The sequence below is a fragment of the Streptomyces sp. NPDC089424 genome (assembly GCF_044749345.1).
Taxonomy (GTDB): domain Bacteria; phylum Actinomycetota; class Actinomycetes; order Streptomycetales; family Streptomycetaceae; genus Streptomyces.
Genome location: NZ_JBIVHU010000001.1, coordinates 1,423,386 through 1,440,841 on the forward strand (window position 1 = coordinate 1,423,386; position 17,456 = coordinate 1,440,841).

A 17,456-nucleotide genomic window follows, 5' to 3' on the forward strand; every position below is an offset into this window, starting at 1 on the left:
GCTCAGACAGGCCCTACGCGTTCCATGGCGCAGGGCCCGTGCCGTCGCTCCAGGCCCGCAGGGCCGCGCCGTCGACGCAGACGATCCCGCACTGCTCGGCGTACTCGACGGCCGGCGCCGTGAAGTCGCTCGTCGTGACGACGACCGCGACGTCGGCCTCGTGGACGGTGTAGCAGGTGCCCCCGAAGCGTTGCAGGTCCTGGGAACCGCAGCGGTTGCTGTCGCAGTAGCGCTTGCACTGCACGACGACGCGCCGCCCGTCCGGAGCGACGGCGAGGACGTCGGCGCCGAGGTCACCCGCGCCCCCGACCACCTCCACCGGAAAGCACCCGTCCCGCTCGCACAGCCCCGCGATCGCCCGCTCGAACTCATCGGCGTCCAGTGCGTCGTAGTCGACAGTCCCGGCCCCGGCCGTGTCGTCCACGTACACGACTTCCGGCTCGGCCACGGCCACGGTCGCCGTGTCGTCCAGGCAGGCGGTGTCGGTCAACGGCCTCGCCGCTGCCCCGGTGTCCGGGAGCGGAATCGTCAACTCGGTTCCGTTGCCGGCGATGTGCTGCTCGAACGCCAGGGGGGTGCCGGCCGGCGGCGCGTCGTCCACGGCCGGAGCCGCCACGGCGGGGGCCGTGCGCGTCTCCATCAGGTCGAGGGTGGTGTGCGTGGCCTCCTGCAGTGCCGCGGCGGCCCGCAGGGCGGTGCGCTTCGCGGAGAACCCGCGCCGCGTCCTGTGCCTGCGCAGGACGAGGACGGTCGCGGTCACGACGAGGCAGAGCACGACCATCCAGACGGGGCTGTGCCGGAGAGCGCCCGCCGCCGAACGGACGACGAAACCGGCGCTGCTCAGCAGAAGCGCGAGCAGTCCGAAGAACACGGCCGTCGCGCGCAGGTCGAAGCTGCGGCGACGGCGGCCACCAGGCCGTATGCGGCGTGTGGGTGTGGTCACGGTGGTGAAACGCCCTCCCTGGTCGACGAAGATCACCAAGCCGTCTGCCCAGAGTTCGCGCACTTGATCAACAACTTGGCCGCCGCTTCCATGAAGCCGGAGTGCCCGCCGCTCTCCGCGGGCGCGCCCGTCGCACCGCACATGGCGACCGGACGGCGCGCGACGGGCTGACCGTGGGTCAGTCCAGGCCGGTCGCCCATGCCGTCAGCGCGGCGAAGTCCTCGCCGACCAGGCCGCATCGGGGGTCGATCCGGTGCAGCAGGGCGGGGCCGTCGTGGTGCGCCCGTACCCAGGCGCGATCCGCGTCGGTGATCTCGTCGTCGATCCAGGCGAACGGCCGGCCCTCCGCCCATGCGACGATCTCCGGCGTCTTCCAGAACACACCGCCGCCGGGCCCGGCCCTCCGCGATGACCAGGAGACGCAGGGCAGTTCGGGAAGTCCCAGTACCGGCGCGACGAAGACGTTGGCCTCTTCCTCCCACGTCGTCGCCCACACCAGGTCGAAGGGGAGCGCGCGCAGCGCGGGCCCGTGCTCCGGGTTGAGCCACACGCGCAGCGGCTTCACCGGCCTGCCGTACAGCCCCCACTCGGCCAGCCGACGCCGCTCTGCTGCTTCCCAGCGCGGCGTCAGCAGCCGGTGCGTCTCGTATCCCTCGGGCCGGCGGTGCGGTTTCGCGGCGTACGGGTTCAGGGGTCCGTCCACATCCACCAACAGCACGGGACGCACCGGCTCACCTCCCTCGGTCCTGCCGCGCACGGTACTGGGCGACGGCAGGACCGCCCAACGGAATTCGATGGGCGGCGCCCGGCGGGAGGGTCAGCAGAACCAGCCGTTCTGCACCCAGCCCCGGCGGTTGATGTCGCCGTACGCGAAGCCGTAGACCCACTCTCCGCCGGCCTGCTCGACCAGGAAGGTCTGTCCTCGGTACAGGGTGCCCATCCACGCTCCGTGCGGGGCGGTGACGCGGACGAAGAGGTCCTGGGCGCAGACGGTCTCCCGTTGACCCACCGTGCCGTTCGCGGATGCGGCGGGACCGACGGTCATGGCGGACATCGCCGCGACGGCCAGGGTCAGGGTGGCGAGCTTGCTCGTGCGGGTCATACGTGGTCCTTCCGTCGTCCGGCGGTGGTCCTCGGTCACCACGATCCGAAGCCCCCCAGGCACTCCTGCCTGACGAAGCCCCAGTCGTTGGGACCGAAGTCGAAGGTGGCCGCCCAGCCGTTGTAGACGGGGTGGGCGCCCCGGGTGTGTCCCACCTTGTCGCCCCGCAGCAGGACCCGTTTCAGGCCGGCCGGCCCCGACGCGCTGTCGTAGTTCGCGTAGAAGCTGGCACTCTCGCAGACGATGACCGCGTGCTCCGGCACCGTCGGCTCGGCCTGCGCGGCACCGGCGGTGCTCAGGACGAGAGCGGCGGTCGCGGAGAGGGCGACACCCAGTGCGCTAGTTGCGTTCATGACAATCATGGTGGGGGACGGGCGATGCCCCGTCCAGAACGCGGCGTGTCCGGTGGCCGGCGGGCGGCTGAAGAACAGCTCCGCGCGGCGCCGCGGACCTCTGGCGCGACGAGCGGGGGACGCCCCGAGCGCACACCCGGCCAGGTCATGGGCGCCCGTCCCGGCATGTATCGCCCGATCCGCCCAGCGGTGCTAGAAAGGACCACGTGACCAGGCGTTTCGCCCCCTTCCGGGGTCTGTCGGTTCGGCCACGCATCGACAAACGCCCCAGGAGCGTCGCCGGGCAGGCATTCATCCTTCAGGTCGTGGTCGTGGTCCTGCTCGTGTGCGGGACGATCCTGGCGCTCGTGCTCCAGTCCCGCTACGAGGGGGACCAGGAGGCCAGGACGCGTTCGGTCGCCGTGGCGGAGACCTTCGCGCACTCGCCCGGCCTGCTGGCGGCCCTCCGGTTGCCCGATCCGTCCCGGGTGCTGCAGCCGATCGCCGAGGAGACCCGGGTGCGCGCCGGCGTCGACTTCATCGTCGTGATGGACACCAAGGGGATGCGCTACACCCATCCGCAGCCGGACCGGATCGGCGGGCGTTTCGTGGGCACCATCGGACCGTCGCTGGCCGGGCGCGTCGTCCTCGAGAGCGTCGACGGTCCCCTCGGCCAAGAGGTGCAGGCGGTGGTCCCGGTGACCGACGCCGACGGCTCCGTCGTCGCCCTGGTCGCCGCCGGCCTCACCGTCGAGAGCGTCACCGGCGCGGTCTACAAGCAGCTGCCGGTCATCCTGGGCACGGGCGCCCTCGCGCTCGCGCTGGCCACCGCGGGCACGGCACTCGCGGCAAGAAGGCTCAAGCGGCAGACCCGTGGTCTCGGCCCGGCCGAGATGACCCGCATGTACGAGCACCACGACGCCGTGCTGCACGCCGTACGCGAGGGTGTCGTCATCGTCGGCGGAGACGGACGGCTGCTGCTCGCCAACGACGAGGCCAGACGGCTGCTCGACCTGGATCCCGACAGCGAGGGACGGCGCGTGACCGAGCTGCCCGGCCTCGATGCCGCCACCGCCGTCCTCCTGGCCTCCGGGCAGGCCGCCACGGACGAGGTCAGGCTCGCCGGGGACAGGCTCCTGGTGGTCAACCAGCGCCCGACCCATGAGCCGGGCGGCCCGATGGGCACCGTGGCCACGATCCGTGACTCCACCGAGCTGGAGGCGGTGACCGGCCGGGCCGAGGTCGCCCGCACCAGGCTCAAACTCCTCTACGACGCCGGCGTCGGCATCGGCACCACACTCGACGTCAGGCGTACGGCCCAGGAGCTGGCCGAAGTCGCGGTCCCCCGGTTCGCCGACTTCGTGACCGTGGACATCGCCGACCCCGTCCTGCGGGGCGACGAGTCGGATGTGGCGCTGGGCATGCGCCGTACGGCCGTCAGCGGCATCCGCGACGACCACCCGCTCTATCCGCAGGGCCTCCTGATCAACTTCGTGCCGTCGACACCGCAGGCCCGGGGGCTCGGCAGCGGACGGTCCGAGGTGGTGAAGGATCTGTCCGACGCGCCGGGGTGGCAGGCCCAGGACCCGGAGAGAACCAGGCGGATCGTGGACTACGGCATCCACTCGCTCATCACGGTGCCGCTCCAGGCCCGGGGGACGATCCTCGGCGTCGCCAACTTCTGGCGCTCGGAGAAACCGGGCCCCTTCGAGGAGGAGGACCTCTCACTGGCCGAGGAACTGGTCGCCCGCGCGGCGGTGGCCGTGGACAACGCCCGCCGCTACACCCGCGAGCACGCCCTGGCAGTGACCCTCCAACGCAGTCTCCTGCCCCGTGCCCTCCCGGAACAGAGCGCGGTCGAGGTGGCCCACCGCTACCTGCCGGCGCAGTCCGGTGTGGGCGGCGACTGGTTCGACGTGATCCCGCTGCCGGGAAGCCGGGTGGCGCTGGTGGTCGGCGATGTCGTCGGCCACGGTCTGCACGCCGCCGCGACGATGGGCCGCCTGCGTACGGCAGTGCACAACTTCTCCACGCTCGACCTGCCTCCCGACGAGATCCTCGGCCATCTCGACGACCTGGTCGGGGCAAACGACCAGGACGAGACGGATTCCGCCTGGGGGCAGGCGATGACGGGCGCGACCTGCCTCTACGCGATCTACGACCCGGCGTCGAGGCGCTGCTCCATGGCGCGTGCCGGGCATGTGCCGCCCGCCGTCGTCCGGCCGGACGGCACCGTGTGGTTCCCCGACCTTCCGGCCGGTCCGCCGCTGGGGCTCGGTGCCATGCCCTTCGAGGCCATCGAGCTGGAGCTCGCCGAGGGCAGCCAGCTCGTCTTCTACACGGACGGGCTGATCGAGGACCGCCACCGTGACATCGACGTCGGGATCGAGCAGCTGCGTCGCGCCCTGGCGTATCCAGGGCGGCCGCCGGAGGAGAGCTGCCGGGCAGTGCTGCGGGCCCTGCTGTCCGCCCGGCCCAGGGACGACGTGGCCCTGCTCATCGCCCGCACCCGGGTACTGGGACCCGACCGGGTCGCCGAGTGGGTGATCCCGCGCGATCCGAGCGCGGTGGCGAGGCTACGGGCGGCAGCCGTCGCGAAGCTGGAGGAGTGGGGCCTGTCGCAGCTGGCGTTCAGCACCGAACTCGTCCTGAGCGAGCTGGTCACCAACGCCATCCGCCACGGCTCCGGTGCGATCCGGGTCCGGCTCCTGAAGGATCAGGGCCTGACCTGCGAGGTGGCCGACGGGAGCAGCACCTCGCCGCATCTGCGCTATGCCGCCTCGACGGACGAGGGAGGCCGTGGGCTGTTCCTCGTCGCCAAGATCACCGAACGCTGGGGCACCCGTTACACCGCCACCGGCAAGATCATCTGGGCGCAGCAGTCGCTGCCGGACGCGGATCAGGACGCCGCCTCGTTGCTCGACCTGTTCGACACCTCGGCCATGTGACGAGGTCTCGGCCGCCGTGGATGCCACCGCGGTGGCCGGCGCTGTCGCCGACGGATCGCCGCTGCCCCTTTGCCGCGAGGTGCTCGTGGTAGGGATGCGGCCGGCGGGGCACTCCTGGTGGTAGGCACGCTGCCGTCGCGGGCGGGAGCGGGGCGACGGACGTCCGATGCGTGCGGCTGCGGCCGGTGAGTCGGTGGGGCGAGGTGGGATGCGTGGATCCGGAGCGTGAGGCGGGCGGGCGGCGGATGCTCGCCGGCCTGCTGGATGCCAGTCATCTGCTGCCCATCGACCGGCTCGGCGAGGTGGCGGCAGGACACGCCCGCGCTGCCGGCTTCACCACGGTGTCGATCTACCTGGGCGACCTGCAGCGGCGGGTGGTCCGCCTGCTGCCCGACGCGAGGCCGCCGGGCGTCGGGCAGCGCACGGAGATCCGGATCGACGGCACCGCGCCGGGACGGGCGTACCAGTACGGCCACATGGTCTCCGCCGACCCGGGGGAGGGCGAGGTCTCGGCGTGGTGGGTTCCGATCCTGGACGGCACCGAGCGGCTCGGCCTGCTGTACGCGGCGGCGGAACACGACGACGCCCGCACGAAGGAGGACCTGGACCTGCTGGCCGCCCTGCTCGCCCTGATCCTTGTCAGCAAGCGCACCTCCAGCGACACGCTGGCGAAACTGTGCCGCACGGAGCCGTTGAGCATCGCCGCCGAGATGCAGTGGAACCTGATGCCGCCGGGCACCTACGCCGACGGGCGGGTGATCATCTCCGCGTCGATGGAACCGGCCTACCAGATCAGTGGTGATGCCTACGAGTACGCCACCGACGGACCTCTGGTGCATCTGACCGTCTTCGACGCGATGGGCCACGACACCGCCGCCGGACTGAGCGCGGCCCTCGCCCTCGGGGCCTGCCGCAACGCCCGCCGGGCCGGGGCCGGCCTGGCCGCCAAGGCCGACAAGGTGGAAGCCGCGCTGATCGAACAGTACGACCACCAGCGCTACGTCACCGGCGTCCTCGCCACCCTCGACACCCGCACCGGCGTGCTCAGCTGGGTCAACCGCGGCCACTTGCCGCCCATCGTCATCCGCGGCAGCCGCTGGACCACCCGCCTGCAATGCCCGCCCGCCCATCCCATGGGCACCGGCCTCGGCCTGGACAGCGTCGTGTGCCAGGAGCAACTCGAACCAGGAGACCGCATCGTCCTCTACACCGACGGCATCACCGAGGCCCGCGGCCCGGCCGGAAACGAATTCGGCGTGGACCGTTTCACCGACTTCATCATCCGCCACCACGCGGACGGCCTGCCCGTCCCCGAGACCCTGCGCCGCCTGATCCTCGCCGTCCTCGACCACCACGACGGCAAGCTCCAGGACGACGCCACCGTCCTGCTGTGCGAATGGCTCGGACCGAGCCAGGACGGCACCGAGACAGCAGCAGCCCTGGTCGGCCTGCCGGACAGCACACCGGCCTCCGACCTCCCCGACCCACGGACCAACACAGGGACATGAGTACCGACTTGCGCGTGAACATCAATGAAGAGGCCGACGGCCACCTCGCCGTGGTCTCCGTGTCCGGAGAACTGGACATGCAGACCTCCACAGCGGTGTACCAGCAGACCGCGGCACCGATCTCCGAACACGTCACCGTCGTCCTCGACCTGTCCCAGGTCACCTTCTGCGACTCGTCCGGGTTCAACGCCCTCCTGCGCCTGCGCCGCCGCGCTCAGGAAGCCGGCAGCCGGCTGGCCCTCGCCGCCCCGCCTCCCCAGGTGGACCGACTGCTGACACTCACCGGCGCCGGCACCGTCTTTCCCGTCTACCGCAGCCTCGCACAGGCCCTGGCCCACGAATCGTCGCGCCACGACGAGTCCTGACGTACGAGGGTCGCCCTCGCGGGCCGAGCAGTCAGGTGCGGATCCTCGCGCCTGACAGGAGCCGCCTCTACGATGTCGCCGGATGCGGGAGGGGGGACGCGGGGTGCGGGTGTGCTGGTTCTGCGGCGATGTCGCACCGCCGTCGTGGCACGATCGCGTCCTGGGGCTGCACCAGGGCGTCGACACCACCATGACCCCGTGGATCGTGGTCCTGCGCACTACGTGGCGTCAGGAAGTCGTCCACGTGCCGCGCTGCGCCCGCTGCCACACCGGGCATCAGATCGAGCGGACCGCGGCGGCGCTCTCCGTGGCCGCGCTGATCGCCTACGCCGCGAGCGGTGAACTGGACCAACTCCTCGGCATTCTCCCGGCTTCCACCGGCGAGCGGACGGTCGCCGCGATCTGGGCGGCGGTGGCCTGCCTGCCGGGACTCACCTGGATCGCCCTCAGGCACGCATGGCTCCCGTGGCGGCGCCTGGCACCCCGGCGTCTGGGCCACGCCCGCCACCACCCGGAGTTCCAGCGGCTGCTGGAGGAGGACTGGAAGGCCAGGCCGGGCCCCTTTCCCTACTGGGCGAACCCGCCCAGTCCTCATCCCCCGCCGTCGCCGGGCAGATTCCGGCGCGTGATCGGCCGCCTCATCGACCTGGTCGGCACGGCGTGCGGCATCGGCATCCCCGTCGCCTACTTCCAGGGCTACGAAGAATTGGCCGGAGTCCTCATCGCGGCCACGGCAGGGCTGTTCTTCCTGTCCTCGAAGGTCAGACCCGAGAGCTGAGCCCCGTCCTCGCCCCGCCCCGCGGACGGCCTGAAGCGCTATGTCCTGTTTGTTTGGATATTCTGTGACGTGTGATTGAGTCTGGACGGCTGTGGCTCCGTCGTCGCCGTGGCCGGGGGAGGTTTGTGCGGCTGTCGCCGGTGATTCTGACCGTCGTCATCGCCGGCCTCGCCTACGCCACGCCCCCGGAAATGGCCTTCAGCCGCCTCCTGCCCGCGGCGCCGGCACTCGCCGCCGCGATGTGGCCCGTACTCCCCACGGTTCTGCTGGGGACCGTCTGCCTCCTCCTGATGATCGGCCTCAGCATCGTCTTCCCCGGCCTCGGGACGTGGTGGACGGCCGCGGGAATCATCGCGGTCACGGTGGCGGCCGCGTACGGAAGCCATGTGCGGCTCCAGCGGGAGCGGACCCTCTTTCAGGTGCGGCTCGTCGCCGACGCGGCCCAGCAGGTGGTGCTGAGCCCGATGCCGCGCCGTTTCGGGAGTGTGGAGATCGAGTCGCTGTATCTCGCCGCCGCCGCGGAGGCCCGCATCGGCGGGGACTTCTACGAGGTGGTCGAGACCCGGCACGGGGTCAGGCTGCTCATCGGCGATGTGCGCGGCAAGGGCCTGCCGGCGGTGGGGGCGGCCGCGGCGATCGTCAACTCCTTCCGGGAGGCGGCCCACGGTGAGGTCGACATGGTCGGCGTCGCCCGCCGCCTCGACGCCAGCAGCACCCGCTACAACGCCGCCTTTCCCCCCGAGAAGCAGCTGGAGCGCTTCGCCACCGCCCTCCTCGTGGAGATTCCGCACGAAGGCCGCCGCCTCGCGATCCTGAACTGCGGACACCCCCCGCCGCTGCTCCTCAACCGCGGCAAGGTCCGTGTCCTCGAGCCCACCAGCCCCTCCCCGCTGCTCAACCTGGCGGAGCTGATCGGCGATCACTACTGCATCGACACCTACGAGTTCACCCCAGGCGACCTGCTTCTCCTCTACACCGACGGAGTCGCCGAGGCCCGCGCCCTCGACGGGGGCTTCTTCCCGCTCGCGTCCTGGATGCGCCAACAGCCCCCGGTGCAGCCCCGCGAGCTGCTGACGGCGCTGCACCGCGACCTTCTCCACTACAGCAGAGGACGCCTGGACGACGACATCGCCGTACTCGCGGTGCGTCTGTGCGAGAACTCCGACTAGCGGTGGGGGCCCCGGCCGTGGTTCACCGGCGCTCCGGGAGCGGGTCCGCGAGGTGCCAGCCCTCGGCGAGCAAGGTGTCCACGGCGGCGACGGCGGTCGCGAGACGTTCCTCGTGCGGGCCGGTGACGACGACGGTACGGCGGCCGCTGTGCGCCAGCGCCGTGGCGAAGCGGTCCGTCATCCAGGGCCGCAGGTGCTCTCCGTCGCGCAGCCCGTCGTCCTCGAAGGCGACGCCGTGGTGGTCGGTGAGGATCCACAGGTGCTGGCGGCCTCGGGCGGCGATCGCCTGAGTGCCGGGGCTGGTGGTGCCCATGTACCGCTCGTGCCAGATGGTCGTGGCGAAGGCATCGGTGTCGCAGACGAGGACGGGGGACCCGTCCCGCGCGGCTTCCTCCTCCAACCGGGCCTGGCGCCGCGCGATGACGGGGAAGTCGCCGGAACGGAAGCTGACGTCGGGCCAGTTGGCGTCCGGGCGATCTGCGCGCAGCGCGGCGAGCTTGAGTTCGCTGTACTGACGGCCGTACTCCGGGACGTACCGGGTGCGGGACCACGGTCCGCCGCGGCGCCGGTAGTGGTCGGCGAGAGCGACGGCCAGGGTGGTGGTGCCGGTCGACTCCGCGCCGAGGACGACGACGCGCCGGGTGAGCGCGGCCCGTACGGGCGGCTCCAGGAAGTCCCAGCAGCCGACGGGGTCCTTGCGCACGGCCGTGCCGGACACGGGGAAGAGGGTGCGGTCCGGGTCGACGCACACGGAGTCGGCGGCGAAACGGCGCCCCAGCTCCTCGCCGTAGGGCTCGGACGTGAAGACCGCGTCCACGCGATCGGGCACCGCCGCACGGAATATGGCCATGTGGGCGGCCCACACGTCGGGGTCCAGGAGGTCGACGTGGATGTCGTCCACGGTGCCGACGACATGGACGTCGGGATGGATCTCGCGCATCCAGGCGACCCGGTCCTCCAGTGTCAGGGTCTCCACGGAGGAGGCGCAGACGAGCACGGTGAGGCGCTCGCAGCGGTCGCGCGCGGTGCGGACCAGGTGATGGTGGCCTGCGTGCGGGGGATAGAACTTGCCGAGGACCAGGCCGTGTTCGTAGCGCTTCATGCCACCGCCTCCACGCGCGGCGCGGGCCGCTCGGCGAGGTCGCGGCTCCAGCTGCGCAGGCCGAGTACGCAGAGCGTCATGAATCCGACGTACAGCAAGGACGTCAGGTACAGCTCCTTGTAGGCGTAGAGCGGTACGTAGACGACGTCGGCGGCGATCCAGAGCCACCAGGACTCCAGCCGCTTGCGGCACTGGCCGTAGGTCGCCGTCAGGGAGAGCGCGGTGGTCAGCGCGTCCCAGAAGGGGACGGTCGAGTCGGTGGCGCGGTCGAGCAGCACGGTGAGGGCGAGGGTCCCCACCACCCCCGCCGTGATCAGCCACGTCCATTCGGTACGCGAGGTGCGGCGCACCGGGAGCGTGTCGGAGCCTGGTCCACCCCCGTGGGTCCAGGTCCACCAGCCGTACACGGCGAGGGTGATGAAGACGATCTGGAGGCCGGCGTCGGCGTAGAGCCCGGCCTGGGTGAAGAGCAGGATGAAGAAGAGGTTGTTGGCGATGCCGATGGGCCAGTTGGCGAGGTGCTGGCGGGCGACCAGCCAGACGCAGAGCGCTCCGCTGCCGAATCCGAGGACCTCCGTCCAGCTGATGGGGGTGTCCAGGACGGTGAAGAGCGGTTGTTGAAGGGGTCCGAGTATGTTCGCGAGGCTCACGCCCGCCTCCTTAAAAGTCATGTTGACTATAAAGTGCGACGGGCTTCGGCCACAAGTGCGACAGACTCACGAAGGAGCCCACGACCCCCGAGCGGTCACGATGTCGCCGACGTCGCCCGGGTGACGCGCCAACTCCCGCTGACAATGGGAGAAATGGGAGAAACCGAGCCAGGAGAACCATGGTCGCGTTGCACGCGTCCGCGTGGGACGGCGTCGCCCGCAACCCGGCACTGCCGACCCCGCCGTCGAGGTGATCCTGGCCCACCCGAACCCGGGCACCCGGATCGAGTTCGCGACGAGCACCCGAGCCGAACCCGCCCAGCGGGCCCGACTCGCCGACGTTCCTTCCCCCGAGGTACGGGCCGCTCTCGCGTACGGACCCGAGTGGCGCGACCCGCGTAGGACCGTCGCGCCGCTGCCGGACGACGTGTGCGCCCGCCTCCTCGACGACCCGGACCCCGCCGTACGGGCGGCCCTGCTGGCCTGGACCGGGCGGGCGTACCCGCCTGACGGCGACTGGGCGTTTTCTCGCTCTCGCGGCAAGTCGCTGTGTCGCATCACGCGTGGCCGCTGTGGCCTGGGATGCTGGAGAGGGCGGGCCTGGAGACAAAGGCGGCGAGCGTGGACGTGACCGAGCGTGTGCTGAGGGTGTTCACAGGAATGCTCGGCGAAGGACCTCCGACGGGGTTCGATCAGCTGCCGCATCTCGCGGACCCGCATTCCGAGGCACCCGGCCCCGCCGGAACGCGCCTCGCGGTGGACGCCAAGGTGCCCGCCCCGGTGTTCACCGGCAACCACCCCCGCCCAGGGACCCGACAGGCGTAACGTCGAAGAGGTGAGGACGGGGAGTGTGACGGCCCCCGCCCTCACCCGTGCCGTCAGGGCGCCGCCCGACGACGAGGGGTGCGGCTCAGCTCGTGGGCCGGTCGTGCGGGTCGGCATGCGGAATGCGGATGGCCAGCAGCGCGACGTCGTCGTCGTTGTCGGCCGGCCGGACCCGCTGCACCAGCTGGTCGGCGAAGGCGTCGAGAGGCCGGTGCGCCAGCGCCGCCGCGTGTCGGCGCAGGGTCTCCATCCCGACGTCGAGGGGATGCGTGCGGGTCTCGATGAGGCCGTCGGTGTAGAAGACCAGGGTCGAGCCGGGAGGCAGAGGGATCCGGGCGTCGGGCCGGGGGTGCTGTGTGGCCGTCCCGAGCAGCATGCCGTTCGCGTCGTCCAGGTAACGGGTCAGGCCGTCGCGGTCGACGAGGAGCGGGGGCGGGTGGCCGGCGTTGGTCCAGCGCAGGTGCCAGGAGCCGTGCGGTTCCGTGCTCAGCCGGGCCAGGACCATCGTGGCCATGCGGACGTCGCTGATGTGACTCATGGCCTGGTCGAGTTCTTCGACTATGCGGTGCGGCGGCTGGTTCTGCGACCAGGCCAGGGCCCGCAGCATGTTGCGCAGCTGGGCCATGCCGGCCGCCGCCTCGAGATCGTGTCCGACGACGTCTCCGACGACCAGGGCCGTGTCGCCGCAGCGCAGCGGGAACGCGTCGTACCAGTCGCCACCCACGTGAGAGGCGTCCGGTGCGGCCAGGTAGCGCGCGGTCATCGCGACGCCCGGCGGCGGGGGGAGCTGCGGCAGCAGGTAGCGCTGCATGGTCTCCGCGATCTGGGCCTGGCGCCGGTAGTGGCGTGCGTTTTCCAGGGCCAGGCCGATACGGCCCGCGATGTCCTCCAGCAGGGCGAGATCGTCCGCGGTGAAGGCCTGGTAGTGCGGGCCGGAACGGCCCAGCGTCACCGCTCCCAGCACTTCTCGGGGGCCGCGGATGGGGGCGATGGCCGCGGTCTTGATGCCGGTGGCCTTGAACAGTCTGTGCTGTTCCACGGCGATGCCCGTGTCGGGGGACCCCTGATAGGTCTCCGGCCCGGCCAGGTTGGAGGCGACGCCACGAAGCGCCCTCGACAGGGGCATGGGCGAGGCGTCGGAGACCGGCGGCATCGGACCCTGCAGGTCTTCGCGCCGCTCCAGCCGCCCGCCGTCGGCGTGCACCACCAGGTGCCGTGCCACCTCGTCGGACTCGGTGACCAGGTCGACCACGGCCCAGTCCGCGAGGCGGGGGACCATGAGCGCCACGACCCGGTGGAGGGCGTTGTCCACGTCGTTGTTGCGGATCAGCTGAGCCGTCGTGTCGGCGAGCAGGGCCAACCGCTCCAGGTCGGACAAAGACGTCGGAGTCACCCCCCGAGGCTGGTCGTGGTGGATGTGGTCAGGCATGGCCGCCCCTCGGTCCGCCGTCGGAAAGATCAGCACAAGTCAGCTTCGTCGACGGCGGTTTGACTTCCTTACGCGTTCAGGGCGCGACAACCCAGCGACGGCGTCCCGGACGGACGCGAAGCGCTGTGCGCTGAGGTCGGCACGCTTTGGCATGGGCGAGCATCGGAGAGGCTGCTTCTTCCCAACAGCCGACCTGTACCGGCTACGGGAGCCGAGGGGACATTTGTAGCACGAAACCGTCGGCGTCCGACGGGCGCTCCGGCTCACGGTGCGATGCAGGTCACAGGGCATGGCCGGCTTCACGGCGACCGGCCGGGGCACATGTGCGTGGCGCACGCGGGCAACCGGACCTCGATGGTGTGCGGCGTGCGCGCGTATGACCGGGGGAGTCGAGGGAGGGGACGAACGTGTTGACGGACACCGACTGGGGCAAGCAGGGGCTGTGCAGGACCGCACCCCCGGACGAACTCTTCGGCGAGAGCGCCGCACAGAACCGCGCCAAGACACTGTGTTCGGGATGTCCCGTACGTACCGAATGTCTGGCATACGCTCTCGACGAGCGGATCGGACATGGTGTCTGGGGCGGGATGACCGAACGCGAACGCCGCGCCCTGCTGCGCCGTCGCCCCTCCGTCACCTCCTGGCGGCGACTCCTGCGCACGGCCCAGCTCCACCACGTCCAGGCAGCCACGGCCTCACCCGATGTCGTCCGGTGAGTGCACCACCGGCGCCACGCGCCTGTCGTGCTGCTCGTCGCAGTACGGCCACGGCTCGTCGGCGGGCCACAGCAGCGCCCCGCCGACGGAGCTGTCGTGCACGGTCGGCGCCCCGGGACGCGGGTGCGGCCGGGTCGCCGTGCGCGCCGGCGGGGCCGGCCGAGGGAAGAGCGCGTTCACGTCGACCGGCCTCGGCGGGGTGGTGCGGATGGCGTTCAGGGCGGTGATGTCGCCAGGAGGGTCTGACAACGGGCATAGGGAGAGGGGCGCGGCCGCTACGCGCTCTTCGACGGGCTGCTGCCCGGCTACTGCATCAGTTCGGTGTGGGGATGCTCCGGTGCGGTGGGGCAGACGTAGAGCTGCTGTCGGTGGCCACTGGCGATCTGGACGGCGGTCGGCTGTCTTGGGGGCCGGTCGTCGAGTGGCGGGGTTGCGGCGCGAGCGTTGAGGCGGACGCGGCCACGATCATGCACCTCTATGCCTTTGGCGCGAAAGAAGTCGATCACGGCCTGGGTCTGGGGGCCGGCGTGCGTGGAGGGTGGCGTGGCGCTGGCCCGGTCCTCGCCCTCCTCCACCGGTATCCAGCCACGCGTGGCAGCGTCCCATTCGTAGGTGGGGACCGTCAGGAGCGGGTCCATCTTGGTGTCGCAGGCGGGGCAGTACTGGGGGATGGGGTCGGTGTAGCCCCAAGAGGCCCAGCCGCCGACCTTCCAACCCGGCGCGACGGACAGGTCGGTCGCGTAGAACTCCTCCGGATACGACGCATACCGGCTGTCGACAGCGGCGCCGGCCGTCTGCCACCTGCTCCAGTCCCGAAGCGGGTCACGTAGTTCCTTGGTCAGTTCCAAGGGGTGGGGGTACTCGGTGATCTGTTCCGGGTCGAGCAGACACGGCTCGGGCACGTAGGTGTCGAACTGCACCGAGGACGGCTCGGGGGGTGCGGCGAGGATGTCGGTGACCGCTGCACCGGATCGCCAGAACAGGGCGGTCCTGGGCATGAATTGCCGCGGAGGGTGGTCGAAAGGGCACCACAGCACCTGAAGCAGATCCGTTCCCGCGGGCGCGCGCAGATCGGGCACGTCACGCACGTACAGCTGCGCCAGCGGCAGCATCGCCATCGCGCCGACGTGCGGAGGACGGCCCGGCGACCTCCTGATCGGATAGGTCCTCAGGGGACGGATGCGGGCGAGGGTCTCCTTTTCCTGCGGGGTCAGGCCCCTGCCCTGCGCGGCAGCGCGGATCCGGCGTTCCGCCCTCACGTCCGCCAGGGACATGGCCGGGTTCACCCCGTCCAGCTCATGAGGGCCCTCGCAGTACGGCCACGGCTCGTCGGCGGGCCAAAGCAGCGGCCCGCCGACGGAGCTGTCGTGCACGGTCGGCGCCCCGGGACGCGGGTGCAGACGGGTCGCCGTGCGTGCCAGGGGGGCCAGTTGCGGGAAAAGCGCGGTGACGTCGAGGGGCCGCGGCGGGGTGGTCCGGTGGGTGTTCATGGCACCCGATGCTGTCAGCAAGCACTGACACCGAGGTCGGCCCACGAGGTCGAAGTGTGTCGAGCCCCGCCCGGATGAGCCGATCGGACCCGACGTGCCGCCCGAAGGCCCGCTCGCGCGCGAGGTCGCCGAGCTGCTGGAGGGCGTCGTCTCGCCCCGACGATCGTCACCGCGCTGCGGGCGTGGGCGTCGTTGCTGTTAGCATGCTGATCCCTGTTCTTCGTGTGTCGAGGAGACCGACCGTGGTGGGTGACGACGACATCTCGGGGTGATACCCGGAGGTGAAGGCCACCGGCCTGGCGCTCAGGAGCGCCGGCCCGCGTGGCCATGCGGTCGTTCCCTCAGCCTGCGCCTTCCGTCTTCCGCGTCGAGGTGCCTCTTCAGGCATCTCCGCGTCACACACGAGGTCTCTCACCATGTCCGACGCGTTCGTCGTCTGCTCCGGCCTGTCCTTCTCCTGGCCTGACGACACCCCTGTCTTCGACGACCTGTCCTTCACCGTCCCGCCCGGCCGCACCGGCCTCGTCGCCCCCAACGGCGCGGGCAAGAGCACCCTGCTCAAGCTGATCGCGGGGGAGCTGCGACCCACGAGGGGATCGGTGTCCGTCTCCGGCTCCCTCGGCTACCTCCCGCAGAGCCTCCCCCTCGACGCCCGCCTCACCGTCGCCGAGGTGCTCGGCGTCGCCCCGGTCATCAAGGCCCTGGACGCGGTCGAGTCCGGCGACGTCAGCGAGGAGCACTTCACCGTCATCGGCGACGACTGGGACATCGAGGAACGCACCCGCGCCCAGCTCGACCGCCTCGGACTCGCCGGCCTCGCCCTCGACCGCGACCTGGGCACGCTCAGCGGCGGCCAGGTCGTCTCCCTCGGTCTCGCCGCCCAACTGCTGAAGCGCCCCGACGTGCTGCTGCTGGACGAGCCGACCAACAACCTCGACATCGACGCCCGCCACAAACTCCACGACGTGCTCGGCGACTTCACCGGCTGTCTGCTGCTGGTCAGCCACGACCGCGCGTTGCTCGACCGCATGGAGCGGATCGCCGAACTCGATCGCGGCCGACTGCGCACGTACGGAGGCGACTTCACCGCCTACGAGGAGGCGGTGCGGGCCGAGCAGGAGGTCGCCGAGAAGAACGTCCGCAGCGCCGAGCAGGAGCTGAAGCGGGAGAAGCGCGAGATGCAGCAGGCTCGCGAGCGCGCCGAACGCAGGGCGAGCAACGCCGCCCGCAACCTCAAGAACGCCGGCCTGCCGCGCATCTTCGCCGGCAACATGAAGCGCGGCGCGCAGGAATCCGCGGGCCGCGCCGGTCAGTTGCACGCCTCCCGCGCGGAAGAGGCCAAGGCCCGGCTGGACGAGGCCGGCCGCGCGCTGCGCGACGAGCAACGTCTCTCGCTGGACCTGCCCGACACCGTCGTCCCCGCCGGGCGCACCCTCTTCCTCGGCGCGCGCCTGCAGGTACGGCACGGCGAGCGCGCCCTGTTCGCCGGGGACGGGATCGACCTGTCGATCCGCGGACCGGAACGCATCGCGCTGACCGGACCCAACGGCGTCGGCAAGTCGACCCTGTTGCGGCTGATCAACGGGGACATCGAGGGGGAGACCGGCGAGATCACGCGGGCCGACGGCCGCATCGCCCACCTCTCCCAGCGGCTCGACCTCCTGGACCTCGACCGCACGGTCGCCGACAACTTCGCCGCGTTCGCCTCGCACCGCTCGGAGGCCGAGCGGATGAACCTGCTCGCCCGTTTCCTGTTCCGCGGGGCCCGCGCCCATCTGCCGGTGGGAGCCCTGTCGGGCGGTGAACGGCTGCGGGCCACCCTGGCGTGCGTCCTGTGTGCGGAACCCGCTCCCCACCTCCTGTTGCTGGACGAGCCGACCAACAACCTCGACCTGGTCGGCACGGAGCAGTTGGAGAGCGCGCTCGGCGCGTACCAGGGCGCCTTCGTCGTCGTCAGCCACGACGAGCGCTTCCTCAAGGAGGTCGGCGTGAACCGCTGGCTGCGACTGGCCGACGGGACGCTGACGGAGTCGTCCGCACCAGAGGTGTGACCACCGCCCGCAGCAGCTCATCCGTCTGTGACCGCGACCTCTTTCCGT

15 protein-coding genes and 1 pseudogene are annotated in these 17,456 nt (G+C 71.3%); 7 read left to right on the forward strand and 9 right to left on the reverse strand.

Translation table 11 applies throughout. The features are described 5' to 3' along the window. Positions 1-13: 13 nt before the first annotated feature. The 4 genes from ACIP2X_RS06210 to ACIP2X_RS06225 form a co-directional block, all read right to left on the reverse strand. A complete protein-coding gene (locus ACIP2X_RS06210) occupies positions 14-943 on the reverse strand; it encodes a restriction endonuclease (protein WP_401668149.1) in 930 nt (309 codons plus the stop codon). 178 nt (positions 944-1,121) lie between these two features. Beyond that, positions 1,122-1,661 carry a hypothetical protein gene (locus ACIP2X_RS06215; protein ID WP_401668911.1) on the reverse strand — a complete coding sequence of 180 codons (540 nt, stop codon included), beginning with the start codon at positions 1,659-1,661 and terminating at the stop codon, positions 1,122-1,124. A 99-nt stretch (positions 1,662-1,760) separates the two neighbouring features. After that, on the reverse strand, positions 1,761-2,045 hold the full coding sequence (locus ACIP2X_RS06220; RefSeq protein WP_401668151.1) for a hypothetical protein: 285 nt from the start codon (positions 2,043-2,045) through the stop codon (positions 1,761-1,763). Between the two features lie 35 nt (positions 2,046-2,080). Beyond that, positions 2,081-2,398, reverse strand: a complete 318-nt coding sequence (locus ACIP2X_RS06225; protein WP_401668153.1) for a hypothetical protein — start codon at positions 2,396-2,398, stop codon at positions 2,081-2,083. A gap of 206 nt (positions 2,399-2,604) precedes the next feature. Here ACIP2X_RS06225 and ACIP2X_RS06230 point away from each other — a divergent pair, with 206 nt between their 5' ends. From ACIP2X_RS06230 to ACIP2X_RS06250, 5 genes are all read left to right on the forward strand, one after another. Then, positions 2,605-5,325 (forward strand): SpoIIE family protein phosphatase, encoded by a 2,721-nt coding sequence (locus ACIP2X_RS06230; protein WP_401668155.1) that lies wholly within the window; start codon positions 2,605-2,607, stop codon positions 5,323-5,325. Positions 5,326-5,570: 245 nt separating this feature from the next. Continuing rightward, positions 5,571-6,833 carry a PP2C family protein-serine/threonine phosphatase gene (locus ACIP2X_RS06235; RefSeq protein WP_401668914.1) on the forward strand — a complete coding sequence of 421 codons (1,263 nt, stop codon included), beginning with the start codon at positions 5,571-5,573 and terminating at the stop codon, positions 6,831-6,833. Next, complete coding sequence (locus ACIP2X_RS06240; RefSeq protein WP_401668157.1) at positions 6,830-7,198, forward strand: STAS domain-containing protein; 369 nt, start codon at positions 6,830-6,832, stop codon at positions 7,196-7,198. Before ACIP2X_RS06235 ends, ACIP2X_RS06240 begins: the two co-directional genes overlap by 4 nt. A gap of 82 nt (positions 7,199-7,280) precedes the next feature. Continuing rightward, a complete protein-coding gene (locus ACIP2X_RS06245) occupies positions 7,281-7,976 on the forward strand; it encodes a hypothetical protein (RefSeq protein ID WP_401668159.1) in 696 nt (231 codons plus the stop codon). A gap of 71 nt (positions 7,977-8,047) precedes the next feature. Continuing rightward, the gene (locus ACIP2X_RS06250) at positions 8,048-9,145 is read left to right on the forward strand and encodes a PP2C family protein-serine/threonine phosphatase (protein WP_401668161.1); all 1,098 of its coding nucleotides are present in this window, start codon (positions 8,048-8,050) and stop codon (positions 9,143-9,145) included. A gap of 22 nt (positions 9,146-9,167) precedes the next feature. On the opposite strand, the gene ACIP2X_RS06255 is transcribed toward ACIP2X_RS06250, so the two are convergent. The 3 genes from ACIP2X_RS06255 to ACIP2X_RS06265 form a co-directional block, all read right to left on the reverse strand. Then, positions 9,168-10,247, reverse strand: a complete 1,080-nt coding sequence (locus tag ACIP2X_RS06255) for an AAA family ATPase (protein WP_401668163.1) — start codon at positions 10,245-10,247, stop codon at positions 9,168-9,170. Next, a complete protein-coding gene (gene pnuC, locus ACIP2X_RS06260) occupies positions 10,244-10,897 on the reverse strand; it encodes a nicotinamide riboside transporter PnuC (protein ID WP_401668165.1) in 654 nt (217 codons plus the stop codon). The genes ACIP2X_RS06255 and pnuC overlap by 4 nt, the downstream gene beginning before the upstream one ends. A gap of 910 nt (positions 10,898-11,807) precedes the next feature. Next, complete coding sequence (locus tag ACIP2X_RS06265; protein WP_401668167.1) at positions 11,808-13,151, reverse strand: PP2C family protein-serine/threonine phosphatase; 1,344 nt, start codon at positions 13,149-13,151, stop codon at positions 11,808-11,810. A 407-nt stretch (positions 13,152-13,558) separates the two neighbouring features. Here ACIP2X_RS06265 and ACIP2X_RS06270 point away from each other — a divergent pair, with 407 nt between their 5' ends. Further along, positions 13,559-13,867 (forward strand): WhiB family transcriptional regulator, encoded by a 309-nt coding sequence (locus ACIP2X_RS06270; protein ID WP_401668169.1) that lies wholly within the window; start codon positions 13,559-13,561, stop codon positions 13,865-13,867. Here ACIP2X_RS06270 and ACIP2X_RS06275 read toward each other — a convergent pair. Beyond that, positions 13,853-14,077, reverse strand: a pseudogene (locus ACIP2X_RS06275) (hypothetical protein); the annotation flags it as partial. The gene ACIP2X_RS06270 and the pseudogene ACIP2X_RS06275 sit on opposite strands and share 15 nt — an antisense overlap. A 95-nt stretch (positions 14,078-14,172) precedes the next feature. Beyond that, the gene (locus ACIP2X_RS06280) at positions 14,173-15,357 is read right to left on the reverse strand and encodes a hypothetical protein (protein WP_401668171.1); all 1,185 of its coding nucleotides are present in this window, start codon (positions 15,355-15,357) and stop codon (positions 14,173-14,175) included. A 416-nt stretch (positions 15,358-15,773) separates the two neighbouring features. Here ACIP2X_RS06280 and abc-f point away from each other — a divergent pair, with 416 nt between their 5' ends. Beyond that, positions 15,774-17,408 carry a ribosomal protection-like ABC-F family protein gene (gene abc-f / locus ACIP2X_RS06285; RefSeq protein WP_401668174.1) on the forward strand — a complete coding sequence of 545 codons (1,635 nt, stop codon included), beginning with the start codon at positions 15,774-15,776 and terminating at the stop codon, positions 17,406-17,408. Positions 17,409-17,456 lie beyond the last annotated feature (48 nt).

Excerpts from the sequence above, each read along its gene's own strand:
- ACIP2X_RS06225 (WP_401668153.1), bottom strand. The coding sequence starts at position 2,398 with ATGAACGCAACTAGCGCACTGGGTGTCGCCCTCTCCGCGACCGCCGCT.
- ACIP2X_RS06220 (WP_401668151.1), bottom strand. The coding sequence starts at position 2,045 with ATGACCCGCACGAGCAAGCTCGCCACCCTGACCCTGGCCGTCGCGGCG.
- ACIP2X_RS06265 (WP_401668167.1), bottom strand. The coding sequence starts at position 13,151 with ATGCCTGACCACATCCACCACGACCAGCCTCGGGGGGTGACTCCGACG.
- ACIP2X_RS06240 (WP_401668157.1), top strand. The coding sequence starts at position 6,830 with ATGAGTACCGACTTGCGCGTGAACATCAATGAAGAGGCCGACGGCCAC.
- ACIP2X_RS06280 (WP_401668171.1), bottom strand. The coding sequence starts at position 15,357 with ATGAACACCCACCGGACCACCCCGCCGCGGCCCCTCGACGTCACCGCG.
- abc-f (WP_401668174.1), top strand. The coding sequence starts at position 15,774 with ATGTCCGACGCGTTCGTCGTCTGCTCCGGCCTGTCCTTCTCCTGGCCT.
- ACIP2X_RS06255 (WP_401668163.1), bottom strand. The coding sequence starts at position 10,247 with ATGAAGCGCTACGAACACGGCCTGGTCCTCGGCAAGTTCTATCCCCCG.
- ACIP2X_RS06235 (WP_401668914.1), top strand. The coding sequence starts at position 5,571 with ATGCTCGCCGGCCTGCTGGATGCCAGTCATCTGCTGCCCATCGACCGG.
- ACIP2X_RS06245 (WP_401668159.1), top strand. The coding sequence starts at position 7,281 with ATGCGGGAGGGGGGACGCGGGGTGCGGGTGTGCTGGTTCTGCGGCGAT.